The sequence below is a fragment of the Streptomyces sp. NPDC043896 genome (genome assembly GCF_056435605.1).
Genome location: NZ_JBWKEE010000004.1, coordinates 298,355 through 314,146 on the forward strand (window position 1 = coordinate 298,355; position 15,792 = coordinate 314,146).

The 15,792-nt window shown below is 70.2% G+C and carries 10 protein-coding genes; 5 read left to right on the plus strand and 5 right to left on the minus strand.

The features are described from left to right. Positions 1 to 6: 6 nt before the first annotated feature. Entirely contained in the window at positions 7 to 573 is a 567-nt protein-coding gene (locus AC069X_RS07780) for a hypothetical protein (RefSeq protein WP_478726192.1), read from the plus strand. A 19-nt stretch (positions 574 to 592) separates the two neighbouring features. On the opposite strand, the gene AC069X_RS07785 is transcribed toward AC069X_RS07780, so the two are convergent. The 3 genes from AC069X_RS07785 to AC069X_RS07795 all read right to left on the minus strand — a co-directional run bounded on the left by AC069X_RS07785 (position 593) and on the right by AC069X_RS07795 (position 4,355). After that, a complete protein-coding gene (locus AC069X_RS07785; protein WP_478726193.1) occupies positions 593 to 1,963 on the minus strand; it encodes a cytochrome P450 in 1,371 nt (456 codons plus the stop codon). 106 nt (positions 1,964 to 2,069) lie between these two features. Then, positions 2,070 to 2,741 (minus strand): excalibur calcium-binding domain-containing protein, encoded by a 672-nt coding sequence (locus AC069X_RS07790; RefSeq protein WP_478726195.1) that lies wholly within the window; start codon positions 2,739 to 2,741, stop codon positions 2,070 to 2,072. 84 nt (positions 2,742 to 2,825) lie between these two features. Continuing rightward, entirely contained in the window at positions 2,826 to 4,355 is a 1,530-nt protein-coding gene (locus AC069X_RS07795) for a helix-turn-helix domain-containing protein (protein WP_478726197.1), read from the minus strand. A 510-nt stretch (positions 4,356 to 4,865) separates the two neighbouring features. Between AC069X_RS07795 and acnA the strand changes: the two genes are divergently transcribed. From acnA to AC069X_RS07815, 4 genes are all read left to right on the plus strand, one after another. Continuing rightward, the gene (acnA, locus tag AC069X_RS07800; protein ID WP_478726198.1) at positions 4,866 to 7,580 is read left to right on the plus strand and encodes an aconitate hydratase AcnA; all 2,715 of its coding nucleotides are present in this window, start codon (positions 4,866 to 4,868) and stop codon (positions 7,578 to 7,580) included. A 321-nt stretch (positions 7,581 to 7,901) separates the two neighbouring features. Continuing rightward, complete coding sequence (ngcE, locus tag AC069X_RS07805; protein WP_478726371.1) at positions 7,902 to 9,326, plus strand: N-acetylglucosamine/diacetylchitobiose ABC transporter substrate-binding protein; 1,425 nt, start codon at positions 7,902 to 7,904, stop codon at positions 9,324 to 9,326. A gap of 39 nt (positions 9,327 to 9,365) precedes the next feature. Continuing rightward, positions 9,366 to 10,313 carry a carbohydrate ABC transporter permease gene (locus AC069X_RS07810; protein WP_478726200.1) on the plus strand — a complete coding sequence of 316 codons (948 nt, stop codon included), beginning with the start codon at positions 9,366 to 9,368 and terminating at the stop codon, positions 10,311 to 10,313. 12 nt (positions 10,314 to 10,325) lie between these two features. Next, positions 10,326 to 11,261 (plus strand): carbohydrate ABC transporter permease, encoded by a 936-nt coding sequence (locus tag AC069X_RS07815; protein WP_478726201.1) that lies wholly within the window; start codon positions 10,326 to 10,328, stop codon positions 11,259 to 11,261. On the opposite strand, the gene AC069X_RS07820 is transcribed toward AC069X_RS07815, so the two are convergent. Beyond that, positions 11,239 to 12,120, minus strand: a complete 882-nt coding sequence (locus AC069X_RS07820) for a glycosyltransferase family protein (protein WP_478726203.1) — start codon at positions 12,118 to 12,120, stop codon at positions 11,239 to 11,241. The two genes, AC069X_RS07815 and AC069X_RS07820, sit on opposite strands and share 23 nt — an antisense overlap. Before the next feature lie 318 nt (positions 12,121 to 12,438). Further along, positions 12,439 to 15,186 carry a magnesium-translocating P-type ATPase gene (gene mgtA / locus AC069X_RS07825; protein ID WP_478726205.1) on the minus strand — a complete coding sequence of 916 codons (2,748 nt, stop codon included), beginning with the start codon at positions 15,184 to 15,186 and terminating at the stop codon, positions 12,439 to 12,441. Between the last annotated feature and the right edge of the window lie 606 nt (positions 15,187 to 15,792).

Here is a 15,792-nt window from a genome sequence, read left to right on the forward strand (position 1 = left end):
AAACCGATGTTCCGATCCACCGTGCGCGGCGCCGCCGCCGCAGCCCTGACCGTCACCCTGGCGGCCTTCACCGTCTCCTGCGGGAGCGATGCCGAGCCGAAGGCGAAGGCCTCGGCGGCCCCGTCGTCGCCCGCCTCGCCTTCCGCGCCGGCCCCCGCCGCCGCGTCCCCGAGCGCCCCTAGCACCGGCACGCCGGCCACGGGCACGCCCGGTCCGGCCGCGACGCCCGGCCCGAGGACCTCCGCCAGTTCCCTGCCCTCCCCGCCGCCCGAGCTCGTCCGGGACGCCTTCGCCGGACTCCAGGCCACCCTGAACGACTCCTGCACCCCGGGCAACTGCGCCTACTTCCTCGGCCGCGTCCACGACGAGCTCCACCGCCTGGACCGGGCGATGAAGGCCGACCCCAAGGGGCCGGGCCACTTCCCCGAGCCGATCGCCCTCATCGCCAAGCTCGACAAGGAACTGGGCGGCGACCGCGGCTTCGAGAACCTGAAGAAGCACCAGAGCGCCCTGACCGGTACCCGGGACCAGATCAACACCTGGATGCAGGACCACCCGGACGACTACCGCTAGCCCGGCCTGATCCCGACGCCTAGACCTCCACGCGGCGGATCCGGCAGCGCGCCGGGCCCTCCGCCCGCAGGGTGATCCCGGCGCTGACCGGGACCTCCCGGTCCACGGCCTCGAACTCGTACGCCCGCAGCAGCATCGCCAGGGCGATCACGGACTCCAGCATCGAGAAGTGCTGGCCGATGCAGGCGCGCGGCCCGCCGCCGAAGGGGAACCACGCGTAGCGGTGCCGCCCGGCCTCGGCCTCCGGCGCGAAGCGGCCGGGGTCGAAGCGCTCCGGGTCGCTCCAGTACCGGGGATGGCGGTGCGTCACCCAGGGCGCCAGGATCACGTCGGCGCCGGCCGGGATGGTGTGGCCCCCGACCTCCGTGGCGGCGACGGCCTTGCGCCCGATCACCGGGGCGGCCGGGTAGAGCCGCATGGCCTCCTTGAGCACCTGGGTGAGATAGGGCAGGCGTTCGAGGTCCGAGGCCTCGGGGGTGCGCCCGGTGCCCAGCACGTCCAGGACCTCCCGCCTGGCCCGGGCCTGTTCCTCGGGGTGGCGGCCGAGCAGGTGCAGGGCGAAGGCCAGCGAGGTGGCGGTCGTCTCGTGCCCGGCCAGCAGGAAGACCAGCACCTGGTCGCGGAGTTCGGCGGGGTCGAAGACGGCGTCGTCCTCGCCGCGCGCACCGGCGAGCAGCGTCAGCAGGTCATCGCCCCCGGCAGGCCCGGAGGAAGCCCCGCGCCGCTGGGCGATGATCCCGTCGCAGACGGCGTACAGCTCGTCCAGCGCGGCGGCCGCCCGCCGGTTGCCCGGGGTCGGCCAGGCGCGCGGGAGGTTGGCGGGGGAGTAGCCGCGGCGCAGCACGTACTCGGTGAGGACGGGGAAGCACCGGTGCACGACGTCCACGGTGGTGTCGACGTCCGCTCCGAACAGGATCCGGGAGACCGCGCGCAGGGCCAGGTGCATCATCTCGGCCGAGACGTCGACGACCCCGTCCCGGGCCTCGGCCCACGCGGTGAGGGTGTCCTCGGTCTCGGCGGCGACGGCCCCGGCGTAGCCGTCCACCCGCCTGCGGGTGAACAGCGGCTGGACCAGCCGCCGCTGGCGCAGGTAGTCCTCGTCCTGGCTGGTCAGCAGGCCGTTGCCGAAGGAGTCCCGGAGCTCTTGGTAGAAGGGGTTGTCCTTGCGGAAGTTGGCCGCCTCCGAGGCCAGCACCCGCTGGGCGCCCTCGGCGGAGAACACGCAGTACAGCTCGGCGCGCAGCCCGGGCGGCCCTGCGCTGATCCGTACGACGTCCCCGTGCCGCTGCCGGGCCCGCTCGTAGGTCCCGAGGGAGTCCGCCTTGAGGTCGAAGAGCGACCCGATCAGCGGCACCCCTTCCAGTCCCGGAACCTCCGCCGTACCGGCCATTCGCCGCCCCCGCCTCTAGACACCGTCCGACGAGGGCGATTCTGCCCGCAGCCCCCTCGCGGATCGACCCCCGCCCAGCCATCCGGCCGAATATCGCCGCACTGGCCTACTTGTCGCAGGCGATGCCGTCCTTGTCCCGGTCGAGGGCCTCGCGGTAGCCGGGCTGGCCGCGCCGGATGGGCGCCGCCCCGGCCGCCTTCGCGGCGTCACAGTTCTTGTAGTAGACGCTGCCGCCCGCGCCGCTGCCGCCGGTGGAGGTGTCGGTCGGCCCCTGGGTGGCGGGCTTGGGCCTGGGGGTGGTGGGCGCGGGCGCCGGCACGGACGGGGACTTCGGCGCCGTCGAGGACTTCGCCGGGGCGCCGGGCGCGTCCGGGCAGGAGGTCCCGGGTTTGACGAGGGACAGCTCGACGGCGGCGTCGGCGGCGACCGCGGTGCCCGCCGCCGGCGTCTGGAAGCACACCTCCCACTGACCGTGGTCCGGGGCCACTATGACAGCGGCGTTCGCCCCACGGGCCTGGACCTGCCCGCTGCTGACCACCTGCCGCACGAGCGCCTCGGCGTCGGTGAACTTCTGCCCGACCACCGCCGGCATCACGGCCGGCGCCGACGCACTGGCCGACGCCGACGCCGACGCCGACGCCGACGCCGGGACGGAGGCCGCCGCACCGGGCTTCCCGCCGCCCGCGCCCTTCTCCGCAGCCCCGCCCCCACACCCGCCGGCCAACAGCACGACGGCCCCCACGACACCGGCCACGGCGACACCCCGACGCTGGAACACGATCAACCCCCGAGATCGACAACGGAAACCGCCGCAGCCTAAACGCGCGACCCCGCCCGAGTCAGGGGTTTCCCATCACGCCCGTCAGATGTCGCGGAAGATCTCGATCTGGGCGCCCACCGAGTTGAGGCGCTCGGCGAGCTCCTCGTAGCCGCGGTTGATGACGTAGACGTTGCGCAGGACCGAGGTGCCCTCGGCGGCCATCATCGCGAGGAGGACGACCACGGCCGGGCGGAGGGCCGGGGGGCACATCATCTCGGCGGCGCGCCAGCGGGTGGGGCCCTCGACCAGGACGCGGTGGGGGTCCAGGAGCTGGAGGCGGCCGCCGAGCCGGTTGAGGTCGGTCAGGTAGATGGCCCGGTTGTCGTACACCCAGTCGTGGATCAGCGTCTTGCCCTGGGCGACCGCGGCGATGGCGGCGAAGAACGGGACGTTGTCGATGTTCAGCCCCGGGAAGGGCATCGGGTGGATCTTGTCGATCGGGGCTTCGAGCTTGGAGGGGCGGACCGTGAGGTCGATCAGCCGGGTGCGGCCGTTGTCGGCCACGTACTCCGCCGAGCGGTCGTGGTCGAGGCCCATCTCCTCCAGGACCGCGAGCTCGATCTCCATGAACTCGACCGGGACGCGGCGGATGGTGAGTTCGGACTCCGTCACCACCGCGGCGGCCAGGAGGCTCATCGCCTCGACCGGGTCCTCGGAGGGGGAGTAGTCGACGTCCACGTCGATGACGGGAACACCGTGGACGGTCAGGGTGGTGGTGCCGATGCCCTCGACCTTGACGCCGAGCGCCTCCAGGAAGAAGCACAGGTCCTGGACCATGTAGTTGGAGGACGCGTTGCGGATGACGGTGACGCCGTCGTGGCGGGCCGCGGCCAGCAGGGCGTTCTCGGTGACCGTGTCCCCGCGCTCGGTCAGGACGATCGGGCGGTCGGGGGCGACCCCCGCCTCGACCTTCGCGTGGTAGATGCCCTCGGTGGCGGTGATGGCCAGGCCGAAGCGGCGCAGGGCGATCATGTGGGGCTCGATGGTGCGGGTGCCGAGGTCGCAGCCGCCGGCGTACGGCAGGCGGAACTGGTCCAGGCGGTGCAGCAGCGGGCCCAGGAACATGATGATGCTGCGGGTGCGGACGGCCGCGTCCGCGTCGATGGCGTCCATGTCGAGGCGGGCCGGCGGGACGATCTCCAGGTCCACGCCCTCGTTGATCCAGCGGGTGCGGACGCCGATGGAGTTCAGGACCTCGAGGAGCCGGTAGACCTCCTCGATGCGGGCCACCCGCCGCAGGACGGTGCGGCCCTTGTTCAGCAGGGAGGCGCACAGCAGCGCCACGCAGGCGTTCTTGCTCGTCTTGACGTCGATGGCGCCGGACAGCCGGCGGCCGCCGACGACGCGCAGGTGCATCGGGCCGGCGTAGCCGAGGGAGACGATTTCGCTGTCGAGCGCTTCGCCGATCCGGGCGATCATCTCAAGGCTGATGTTCTGATTGCCGCGCTCGATCCGGTTCACGGCACTCTGGCTGGTGCCGAGGGCGTCGGCGAGCTGACTCTGCGTCCAGCCGCGGTGCTGCCGGGCGTCACGGATGAGCTTGCCGATGCGTACGAGGTAGTCGTCTGCCATGGGTGCACCGTATCTCAGATATGAGATGTGATCCGCGTGGGGTGTGGCGTACGGGTGTTATCGACCGTCAGATTCCACCCCCGGCCCAACCCGGCTTGAGCCGCGCGGACTCCACGGCCGACGCGTCAACTCCCCTTTGTCCCGGTACGCGCGAAATTCCACCCATGGGCGCGTCTCGCGTCCGGCGGGTCGGGGGCGGTGTCGCACGCCGTGGCGGCCGGGGCCGGGGCCGGGTCGCGCGTACTGTCGTCCCGCCGCCCGGCCGGTGTCCGGGCATGCCGAAGCGGCCGCCTGGTGGACGGCTCCGGCGGGCCGCGAGGTGCGCACCTCGTCCCCGCCCCCGGACATGTACTAGAGTTATCTCGACATCGAGATATCTGCCGAAGGCGTACCGCAGCCGCCCCCGCTGGTAAGGGTTACCTAACTTAGCCTTACCTTAGCGGATTGGCCACAGGGCGTGGCGGCAGGATTGCGGTTATACGCGCGAGATCATGCATGAAGGAGACTGTCGTGTCGGCGAACAGCTTCGACGCCCGCAGCACGCTGCAGGTGGGCGACGAGTCGTACGAGATCTTCCGGCTGGACAAGGTTGAGGGCGCCGCCCGCCTTCCCTACAGCCTGAAGGTCCTGCTGGAGAACCTGCTCCGCACCGAGGACGGCGCGAACATCACCGCCGACCACATCCGGGCGCTCGGCGGCTGGGACTCCCAGGCGCAGCCCAGCCAGGAGATCCAGTTCACGCCGGCCCGCGTGATCATGCAGGACTTCACCGGCGTGCCCTGCGTCGTGGACCTCGCCACCATGCGCGAGGCCGTGAAGGAGCTCGGCGGCGACCCGGCGAAGATCAACCCGCTCTCGCCCGCCGAGATGGTCATCGACCACTCCGTCATCGCCGACAAGTTCGGCACCAAGGACGCGTTCGCCCAGAACGTCGAGCTGGAGTACGGCCGCAACAAGGAGCGCTACCAGTTCCTGCGCTGGGGCCAGACCGCCTTCGACGACTTCAAGGTCGTCCCCCCGGGCACCGGCATCGTCCACCAGGTCAACATCGAGCACCTGGCCCGCACCGTCATGGTCCGGAACGGCCAGGCGTACCCCGACACCCTCGTCGGCACCGACTCGCACACCACCATGGTCAACGGCCTCGGCGTGCTGGGCTGGGGCGTCGGCGGCATCGAGGCCGAGGCCGCGATGCTCGGCCAGCCGGTCTCCATGCTGATCCCGCGCGTCGTCGGCTTCAAGCTGACCGGCGAGCTGCCCACCGGCACCACCGCCACCGACCTCGTGCTCACCATCACCGAGATGCTGCGCAAGCACGGCGTCGTCGGCAAGTTCGTCGAGTTCTACGGTGAGGGCGTCGCCGCCACCTCCCTCGCGAACCGCGCCACCATCGGCAACATGTCGCCGGAGTTCGGCTCCACCGCCGCGATCTTCCCGATCGACGGCGAGACGCTGAAGTACCTCAAGCTCACCGGCCGCTCCGAGCAGCAGGTCGCGCTCGTCGAGGCGTACGCCAAGGAGCAGGGCCTGTGGCTGGACCCGGCCGCCGAGCCGGACTTCTCCGAGAAGCTGGAGCTCGACCTCTCCACGGTCGTCCCCTCCATCGCCGGCCCGAAGCGCCCGCAGGACCGCATCGTCCTGGCGAACGCCGCCCAGCAGTTCGCGGTCGACGTCCTGAACTACGTGGACGACGCCGACGAGGCGGGCAAGGAGTCCTTCCCGGCCTCCGACGCCCCGGCCGCCACCAACGGTGTGCCGACCCGCCCGACCCAGGTCACCCTGGCCGACGGCACCTCCTTCGAGATCGACCACGGCGCCGTCACCGTCGCCGCGATCACCTCTTGCACCAACACCTCGAACCCCTACGTCATGGTCGCCGCGGCGCTCGTGGCCAAGAAGGCGGTCGAGAAGGGCCTGACCCGCAAGCCGTGGGTCAAGACCACCCTGGCCCCGGGCTCGAAGGTCGTCACCGACTACTTCGACAAGGCCGGCCTGACCCCGTACCTCGACAAGATGGGCTTCAACCTCGTCGGGTACGGCTGCACCACCTGCATCGGCAACTCCGGTCCGCTGGACGAGGAGATCTCGAAGGCGATCAACGAGCACGACCTCGCGGTCACCTCGGTCCTCTCGGGCAACCGCAACTTCGAGGGCCGCATCAACCCCGACGTCAAGATGAACTACCTGGCCTCCCCGCCGCTGGTCGTCGCGTACGCCATCGCGGGCTCCATGAAGGTGGACATCACGACGGAGGCCATCGGCACCGACGCCGAGGGCAACCCGGTCTTCCTCAAGGACATCTGGCCCTCCGAGGCCGAGGTCAACGACGTCGTGGCCAACGCCATCGGCGAGGACATGTTCTCGAAGTCCTACGAGGACGTCTTCGCGGGTGACGCCCAGTGGCAGGCGCTGTCGATCCCGACCGGCAACACCTTCGAGTGGGACCCGCAGTCCACCTACGTGCGCAAGCCCCCTTACTTCGAGGGCATGACGATGGAGACCACCCCGGTCTCCGACATCGCCGGCGCCCGCGTGCTGGCGAAGCTGGGCGACTCGGTCACCACCGACCACATCTCCCCGGCCGGTGCGATCAAGGCCGACACCCCGGCCGGCAAGTACCTCACGGAGCACGGCGTCGAGCGCCGCGACTTCAACTCGTACGGTTCCCGCCGCGGCAACCACGAGGTCATGATCCGCGGTACGTTCGCCAACATCCGCCTGCGCAACCAGATCGCGCCGGGCACCGAGGGCGGCTTCACCCGCGACTTCACCGTCGAGGGCGCGCCGGTCTCCTTCATCTACGACGCCTCCCAGAACTACCAGGCCGCCGGCATCCCGCTGGTCATCCTGGCGGGCAAGGAGTACGGCTCCGGCTCGTCCCGCGACTGGGCGGCCAAGGGCACCGCGCTGCTCGGCGTCAAGGCCGTCATCGCCGAGTCCTACGAGCGCATCCACCGCTCGAACCTGATCGGCATGGGCGTCCTGCCCCTGCAGTTCCCCGAGGGCGCCACCGCGGCCTCCCTGGGCCTCACCGGCGAGGAGACCTTCTCCTTCTCCGGTGTGGAGGAGCTGAACAACGGCACCACCCCGCGCACGGTCAAGGTCACCACCGACACCGGTGTCTCCTTCGACGCGGTCGTCCGCATCGACACGCCGGGTGAGGCCGACTACTACCGCAACGGCGGCATCATGCAGTACGTCCTGCGGAACCTCATCCGCGGCTAAGGGCGCGCCAGGCGGAGCGATCCGCCGTCTGTCGGCACCATAGGGCCGTACCCCCGTCAAGGGGGTGCGGCCCTTCCGCTTTTCGCGGCGGCGGTCCCAGGTGACGGACAGGTCTCAACTCGGAAAAGCCGGGAACGATCCTTGCGCACGATCTTGCTGAGCCGAGCGGAAGTGGACTATACCTGTGCGCGTCCGGGCCACCGCGTGAGAAGCGGCCCCGGGCCGGGGGGAAGCCGGGGGACCTGCGGCGATGCCCGCATGCACGGAACTGCCGCGATTTCCGGCCTCCTTCACACACCTGACGAAGGCGAGGACATGAGCATGGGATCCACCGGTGAGGGCCTCGGCCGCCGTGATCTGATCAAGCGTTCCGCGGCGCTCGGACTGATCAGCGTGCCGACGATGAGCTTCCTGTCCGCCTGCGCCTCCGGCGGCGGGGACACCACGAAAGGCCCCGACAAGGGGGTCGTGTCCAAGGAGAACCCCTTCGGCCTCGCCAAGGGCGGCAAGCTCGACGTGGTCATCTTCAAGGGCGGCTTCGGCGACGACTACGCCAAGGCCTGGGAGGCCGCGTTCGACAAGAAGTGGGGCACCGCCAGCTCCCACCTCGGCACCCAGGAGATCGCGGCCAAGCTCCAGCCCCGCTTCAACGCCGGCAACCCGCCGGACGTCGTCAACGACTCCGGCGCCCAGATGATCAAGATCGACGTCCTCGCCAAGGGCGGCCAGCTCGCCGACCTGTCCCCGCTCCTCGACGCCCCCTCGCTCGACGACCCGAACAAGACGATCCGCGACACCCTGATCGCCGGCACGGTCCAACAGGGCAGCCAGGGCGGCAAGTTCGTCGCCCTCAACTACGTCTACACCGTCTTCGGCCTCTGGTACTCCGGCAAGCTCTTCAAGGAGAAGGGCTGGACCGAGCCCAAGACCTGGGACGAGTTCCTGGCCGTTTGCGCCAAGGCCAAGGAAGCCGGCATCGGCGGCCTGGCCCACCAGGGGAAGTACCCGTACTACATCAACGTCGTCATCATGGACCTGATCGCCAAGAAGGGCGGTCTGGAGGCCATGAAGGCCATCGACAACCTCGCGCCGAACGCCTTCGAGGGCAACCCCGCCGCCCTGGCCGCCGTCGAGGCCGTCTACGAGGTGGTCGAGAAGGGCTACCTCATGCCCGGCACCAACGGCCTCACCCACACCGAGTCCCAGACCGCCTGGAACCAGTACAAGGCGGCCTTCATCCCCTCCGGCTCCTGGCTGGAGAACGAGCAGCTCAAGCAGACCCCGGAGGACTTCGACATGAAGTTCCTGCCGGTGCCCGTGCTCGCCGACAGCAAGCTGCCCTTCACCGCCATCCGGGCCGGCGCCAACGAGGCCTTCATCGTCCCGGAGAAGGCCGCCAACAAGGCCGGCGGACTGGAGTTCCTGCGCTCCATGCTCTCCCGCGAGTGGTCGACGATCTTCGCCCAGCAGGCCAACTCCCTCACCGTCGTCAAGGACGGCGTCGACCCCGGCGTCAAGCTCCGCCCGGGCACCCAGTCGGCCGTCGCCGCGGTCAAGGCCGCCGGGGAGAACACCTTCAACTACCTCTACCCCGAGTGGTACAGCGAGATGGACTCCGAGATCCAGAACGCGTCCAATGAGCTGATGGCCCAGCGGATCCAGCCAAAGGAGTGGATCAAGCGGGCCCAGGCTGCGGTAGACAAGGCTGCCAAGGACCCCAACGCGAAGAACAACCACCGCAGCTGACCCCACGTCTCACCGGCAGCGTCATCAGGGACGGACACCATGAGCCAAGTAGCCCGGCGCAGGGGAAGGACCACCGGCTTCGTCGCCGGCTTCCTCGTCCTGCCGCTCGCGCTGTACCTGACCTTCGTCATCTGGCCGTACGTTCAGACGTTCGGCTACTCGTTCACCAACTGGTCGGGGCAGTCGCCGACGTTCGACTTCGTCGGCCTGGAGAACTACTCCGCCCTGATGGGGGACGAGGTCTTCCGCGGCGCCCTCTGGCACAACCTGCTGCTCCTGGTGTTCGTCCCCGTGATCACCATCCTGCTGGCCCTCTTCTTCGCCTTCATGGTGAACGCCGGAGGGCGCAGCGGGGCCGGCGGGGTGCGGGGGGTGCGCGGATCGGCCTTCTACAAGGTCGTCTACTTCTTCCCGCAGGTCCTCTCCCTCGCCATCCTCGCGGTGCTCTTCGGAGCGGTCTACCGCAGCGACGAGGGCGGCCTGCTGAACGGGTTCCTCGCCTGGGCCGGCCTCGTCGACCCGGCCCGCCCCGTCGAATGGCTCAACGACCCGGACCTCGTCCTGTGGTGCCTGCTGCTGGTGGTGGTCTGGCACGGGGTCGGCTTCTACCTGGTCCTCTTCTCGGCGGCCATGCAGTCCGTGCCGAAGGACATCTACGAGGCCGCGCTGCTCGACGGCGCGGGGCGCGCCCAGACCTTCTTCCGGGTCACGCTGCCGCTGCTGTGGGACTCTGTGCAGACCTCCGCGGTCTACCTGGGCATCGCCGCGATGGACATGTTCGTCCTGGTGTCGACCATGACCTCGGGCCAGTTCGGCGGCGGACCCGACCACCACAGCGAGGTCATGGCCACGGTGCTGATGCGCAACTTCCTGTACTTCGGCAAGAGCGGATACGCCTGCGCCATGGGTGTGGTCATGCTCGTCCTGACCATGATCCTCTCCATCGTCACGCTGCGCGCCACCCGCCGCGAGCGCATCGAGTTCTGAGAGGAGCCCACGATGACCGCAGAGTCCACAGTGATCAAGGCGCCCGGCGAGCCCCCGGCCGAGCGGCCCGGCGCCGGCGGCGGCTCCCGGGGCGGCGCCGACCGCCGCTCCGACGGGATGGCGCTCAACGTCTTCTCCCACGGCTTCCTCGCCGTCTGGGCGCTACTGATCGTCCTGCCGCTGGTCTGGCTGGCGCTCGGTTCGTTCAAGACCGACACCCAGATCGGCGCCTCGGCCCTCAGCTGGCCCTCGAACTGGCACCTCGACGCCTTCGGCCGCGCCTGGGACAAGGGCATCGGCGGCTACTTCGGCCACACCCTGATCGTGATGGCCTTCTCGGTCCCGCTGACCATGCTGCTCGGCTCCATGGCCGCGTACGTCCTGGCCCGCTACCCCTTCCGGGGCAACCGGATCATCTACTACTTCTTCGTCAGCGGGGCGATGTTCCCCGTCTTCCTGGCGCTCGTACCGCTGTTCTTCATGGTCAAGCGCCTGGACATGCTCAACACGTACCAGGGGCTGATCCTGGTCTACGTCGCCTACTCGATGCCGTTCACCGTCTTCTTCATGCACTCCTTCTTCCGCACCCTCCCGACGGCGGTGCACGAGGCGGCGGTGATCGACGGGGCCTCCGACACCCGGATCTTCTTCCAGGTGATGCTGCCGATGGCCAAGCCGGGCCTGATCAGCGTGGGGATATTCAATGTCCTGGGCCAGTGGAATCAGTACATCCTGCCCTCGGTGCTGATGCAGCCCCAGAGCGGTTCGGACCCCGAGCGCTACATGCTCACCCAGGGCCTGATCCAGCTCCAGTACCAGATGGGCTACGAGACGGACCTTCCGGTGCTGTTCGCCGGCGTGACCATCGCGATGATCCCGATGCTGGTGGTCTACCTGTCCTTCCAGCGCCAGATCCAGGCGGGCCTCACCTCGGCGACGCTGAAGTAGCCTTCCGCAGCTGGTACAGCCTGCCGGAGCCCGGGCTGCCGATCTCCTGGTGGATCCGGGGCTGCCGCTCGGTGCCGCTGACGCCCCATTCCGCCCGGGAACACCCCGGGACGTCCACGCGGACCCGCTGGGACCGGGCGTCCCGGCCGGGTTCGTACGACCAGGTGCCGGTGCCCGAGCACCGCTGCGACGGACCGCTGGGGTGGTCGCCGGGGCGGTGCACGCCGATGCCGGAGGCCGTGACCCGGCCGTCCGGGGTGAAGGTCAGGGTGCCGACCGTATGGTCGGCCCAGGTGCCGGGCAGGGTCCGCGGGCCGATCGCCGGCGGCTCGTACGCGGGCAGCAGGCCGGTGGCGAGGCCGAGGGCGCCGAAGAGGCCCGTCCCCGCCACCAGCGCCCCGCCCCACAGCGCCACCCGCCGTGCCGGCCCCGCATCCCGGGGCCGCGCGGCCAGCGCGCCCGCCGACAGCGAGGCCGTGGCCGCGGCCCAGAAGAGCAGCGTGGGCCGGGTCTGCGCGTCGTTGTACGAGGCGAAGACCCAGACGGGCGGCGCCAGCAGGGCGGCCACCAGCGGCGGCACGCCGCACCACGCCGCCCGCTCGCCGAGCCGGCGGCCGAGGAGGTCGGACAGCGCGACCGCCGGCAGCACGAAGAGCAGGGTCAGCAGGAACCCGATGACGCCGGTGAGGCCCGCGAGGGAGAAGAGGCCCGCCGCGATCCAGCCGTAGTCGGGCGGCACGTCCGGCGGCGGCTGCGTTTGGACGTACAGCAGTACGACCACGGCGGCGAGCGCGACCTCCAGGTAGCCCACCAGGACCGAGACGGCCACGACCCGCCCGTACGACCGCTTCTGACGCATGCCCGCCCCCCGGTGACCGTCCTGGATCCATAGTGCCAGCCGGGCTGAACGTGTTCAATTCATTGGGCGGGTGCCGCCGCCCAGTTGACCGCCGAGACCGAGGGGTCGAGCGAGAGGTTGCCGACGGCCTCCTTCCGGGTTTGCTAGGGCCTGTCGTCAAACTGCCGTCGTCGCCCGGAGGGCGGCCCCGCGGCGTCTGGTGCGTGCTCTCGGCGTGCCGGGCGGCAGCCCTCGTACTGGACGTACTCGGGCTTCCGCCCGGTGCGGCGAGAGCGCGTGCAAGGCGTCGCGGGGCAGACGGAAGTTTGACGACAGGCCCTAGAGCCAGGTGCCGAAGCGGCGGACGTACCAGGTCTTCACGAGTTGGGTCAGCGTGCAGTACGCGAGCAGGACGCCGATCAGCCACGGGAAGTAGGCCGCCGGGAGGGCCGTGAAGCCCAGTGAGGGGGCCAGCGGCGAGAAGGGCAGCCAGAGTCCGGTCAGCACCGCGAGGACGGTCATCACCATCACCGGCCATGAGGCGCGGGACTGGACGAAGGGGATCTTGCGGGTGCGGATCATGTGGACGACCAGGGTCTGCGAGAGCAGGCCCTCGACGAACCAGCCGGACTGGAAGAGCGACTGCTCGGCCGCGGTGTTCGCGGCGAAGACGTGCCACATGATCACGAACATCGCGATGTCGAAGACCGAGCTGATGGGACCGATGGAGATCATGAAGCGGAAGATGCCCTTGGCGTCCCAGTTGCGGGGCTTGCGCAGGTACTCCTCGTCCATCCGGTCCCAGGGCGTGGCCAGCTGGGCGATGTCGTAGACCAGGTTCTGCACCAGCAGCATGATCGCGAGCATCGGCTGGAAGGGGATGAACGCGCTCGCCACCAGTACCGAGAAGACGTTGCCGAAGTTCGACGACGCGGTCATCTTGATGTACTTGATCGTGTTGCCGAAGGTGGTCCGGCCCTGGACGACGCCCTGCTCCAGGACGGTCAGGTCCTTCTCCAGCAGGATGATGTCCGCCGACTCCTTGGCGATGTCGACGGCGGTGTCGACCGAGATGCCGACGTCGGCGTCGCGCAGGGCGGCCGCGTCGTTGATCCCGTCGCCGAGGAAGCCGACGGTGTGCCCCTCGGCCTGCAGGGCCCTTACGATCCGGGCCTTCTGGACCGGGTTGGCCTTGGCGAAGACCGTCGTACGGGCGGCCATCTCGCGCAGCGCGGCGTCGTCGAGGGCGTCCACCTCGGAGCCCGCGACCACGTGGCCCACCTCGATGCCGACGTCGGCGCAGACGCGGGCCGCGACGAGCTCGTTGTCGCCGGTGACCACCTTCACGGCGATGCCCTTGTCCGCGAGGCCGCGCAGGGCGGCGGCCGCGGAGGCCTTCGGCGGGTCGAGGAAGGCGAGGAAGCCGACGAGGGTCAGTCCGTCCTCGTCCGCGACGGTGTAGGTGTCGCGCGGCTCGGCCACGGTGCGGGTGGCCACCGCGAGGACCCGCAGGCCCTGCTCGTTGTTCTCCTCGGCGACACGGGTGGCGCGCCGGCGCAGCTCTTCGGTCAGCTCGACCTTCTCGCCGCGGTCGGTCATGTGCGTGCAGAGGTCCAGGACCTCCTCGACGGCGCCCTTGGTGATGACGATGTGTTCGGGCCGCCCCGCGGCGCCGCCCGTCATGCCGTTGCGGTTGAGGACCACGGACATCCGGCGCCGGGCGAAGTCGAAGGGGATCTCGTCGACCATCGAGAACCGTGCGTCGACGACAACCTCCTCGGCCTCGTTGACGCGGTCGATGACCGCCTGGTCCATCAGGTTCTTCAGGCCGGTCTGGAAGTGGGCGTTGAGGTAGCCGTACTCCAGGACCTCGTCGTCTTCGGCGCCGTGGACGTCCAGGTAGCGGTCCAGGACGATGCGGTCCTCGGTGAGGGTGCCGGTCTTGTCCGTGCAGAGCACGTCCATCGCGCCCAGGTTCTGGATCGCGTTCAGTCGCTTGACGACGACCTTGCGCTTCGACATGGCGACCGCGCCGCGCGCCAGGTTGGCCGAGACGACCATGGGCAGCATCTCGGGCGTCAGGCCCACCGCGACGGCTACACCGAAGAGGAAGGCTTCGTTCCAGTCGCCCTTGGTGAAGCCGTTGATCATGAAGACGACCGGGACCATCACCAGCATGAAGCGGATCAGCAGCAGGCTGACCTTGCGCACGCCGGTGTCGAAGTTGGTCTGCGGGCGCTCGCCGACGAGGGAGCCGGCCATGGAGCCGAAGTAGGTGTCGGCGCCGGTGGCGACGACCACGCCGGTGGCGGTGCCCGAGGTCACCGAGGTGCCCATCAGGCAGAGGTTGCCGGCCTCGACGGGGTCGGTGGTCTCCCGCTGGCCGAGGTCCTCGGCGGCGGAGCCTCCCGCGGAGCGCGGGGGAGCGTCGGCCTTGGCGACCGGCAACGACTCGCCCGACAGGGCCGCCTGGCTGACCATCAGGTCCTTGGAGGCGATCAGCCGCAGGTCGGCCGGGATCAGGTCGCCGGCGGCGAGCTTGACGAGGTCGCCCGGGACCACCCGGTCCATGGGCACCTCGGACGTGGTGGGCCCGGAGCCCGTGCCGGCCCGGCGCTGCACCGCGCACGTGGTGGTGACGAGCCTCTTGAGGGCGTCGGCGGCACGGCCCGAGCGGTACTCCTGCCAGAACCGCAGCAGCCCGCTGACCGCCACCATCGCGGAGAGGATGAGGACGCCGGGATCCGCCGGGTCCTGCCAGAACATGACGGCGGCGAGGAAGACCAGGACGCCGATGAAGGGATTCCAGAAGGCCTTCGCGAGCTGCGTGAACCACAGCGGGGCGCGCTCCTGGGCGACGGTGTTGGGCCCGTGCCGCTCCAGCCGCAGCGCCGCCTCGGCGTGGGTGAGGCCGTTGCGCGAGGTGTCGACGTCCTGGAGGACCCGGACGGCCGGGCGGGCGCTGACCGCGGCGAGGCGCTCGCCCGCGCGGCGGGTCGCGACCTCCAGCTCGGCGGCCTTGCGCTCGCGGCGTCCGCGGCCCGGCGGTGCGAGCTTCGTGGGGGTGCGAGGGGTGAGCATGGTCATGACGAATACCTCCCTCCACGGTGTCCGGGCAGCGCGGAGCCGACTGGTCACGTGGAGTGATCGATGTGCGGCGCGGGGTGGCGTGGGCCGCCACCGGGTGCGCCGTGGACATGGATGACGTATGCCTGACAGGGGGAGTCAGGGCATGCCGAAGGAAGGGGAAAGGAGGGTTCCGCAGCGGAGCCGGCCCGTGCGCGGCACGTGGCGGCGCGGGACCGCCGCCGTGGGCGTGCGCGGAACGTCAGCCGGACGGCGGGGCGAATGGCCCGGTCGGCCGGCCGGTCAGCCGGTGAAGGCGCGGCGAGGACTTCGATCGGGACTCATCCCGAACACCTCCTCGCGTAGCGCTGTCATGGCACGGCGCGCGGTCCGGCCGGGAAGGCCGCAGAGGACCGGCGCCTCAGCGACCGTAGCACGATCTCGATGGCCCTTGTTCATACTTTCGGGCTATGTGTCCGGTTCGCTCCGTCTCAGGCTCTTGACGGCGGAGGGGGCAAAGGCTCGACTTAAGGTTCACAAGTTGGAGAGACGCCGGGGTCTCGGGCACGCAGCCGCGACCACCGGCCGGGGGGCGACGGATGGCCGTCGCTAATGGGCAGGAGTGGA

Excerpts from the sequence above, each read along its gene's own strand:
- AC069X_RS07785 (WP_478726193.1), bottom strand. The coding sequence starts at position 1,963 with ATGGCCGGTACGGCGGAGGTTCCGGGACTGGAAGGGGTGCCGCTGATC.
- AC069X_RS07810 (WP_478726200.1), top strand. The coding sequence starts at position 9,366 with ATGAGCCAAGTAGCCCGGCGCAGGGGAAGGACCACCGGCTTCGTCGCC.
- AC069X_RS07780 (WP_478726192.1), top strand. The coding sequence starts at position 7 with ATGTTCCGATCCACCGTGCGCGGCGCCGCCGCCGCAGCCCTGACCGTC.
- mgtA (WP_478726205.1), bottom strand. The coding sequence starts at position 15,186 with ATGACCATGCTCACCCCTCGCACCCCCACGAAGCTCGCACCGCCGGGC.
- AC069X_RS07820 (WP_478726203.1), bottom strand. The coding sequence starts at position 12,120 with ATGCGTCAGAAGCGGTCGTACGGGCGGGTCGTGGCCGTCTCGGTCCTG.
- AC069X_RS07795 (WP_478726197.1), bottom strand. The coding sequence starts at position 4,355 with ATGGCAGACGACTACCTCGTACGCATCGGCAAGCTCATCCGTGACGCC.
- AC069X_RS07815 (WP_478726201.1), top strand. The coding sequence starts at position 10,326 with ATGACCGCAGAGTCCACAGTGATCAAGGCGCCCGGCGAGCCCCCGGCC.
- ngcE (WP_478726371.1), top strand. The coding sequence starts at position 7,902 with ATGGGATCCACCGGTGAGGGCCTCGGCCGCCGTGATCTGATCAAGCGT.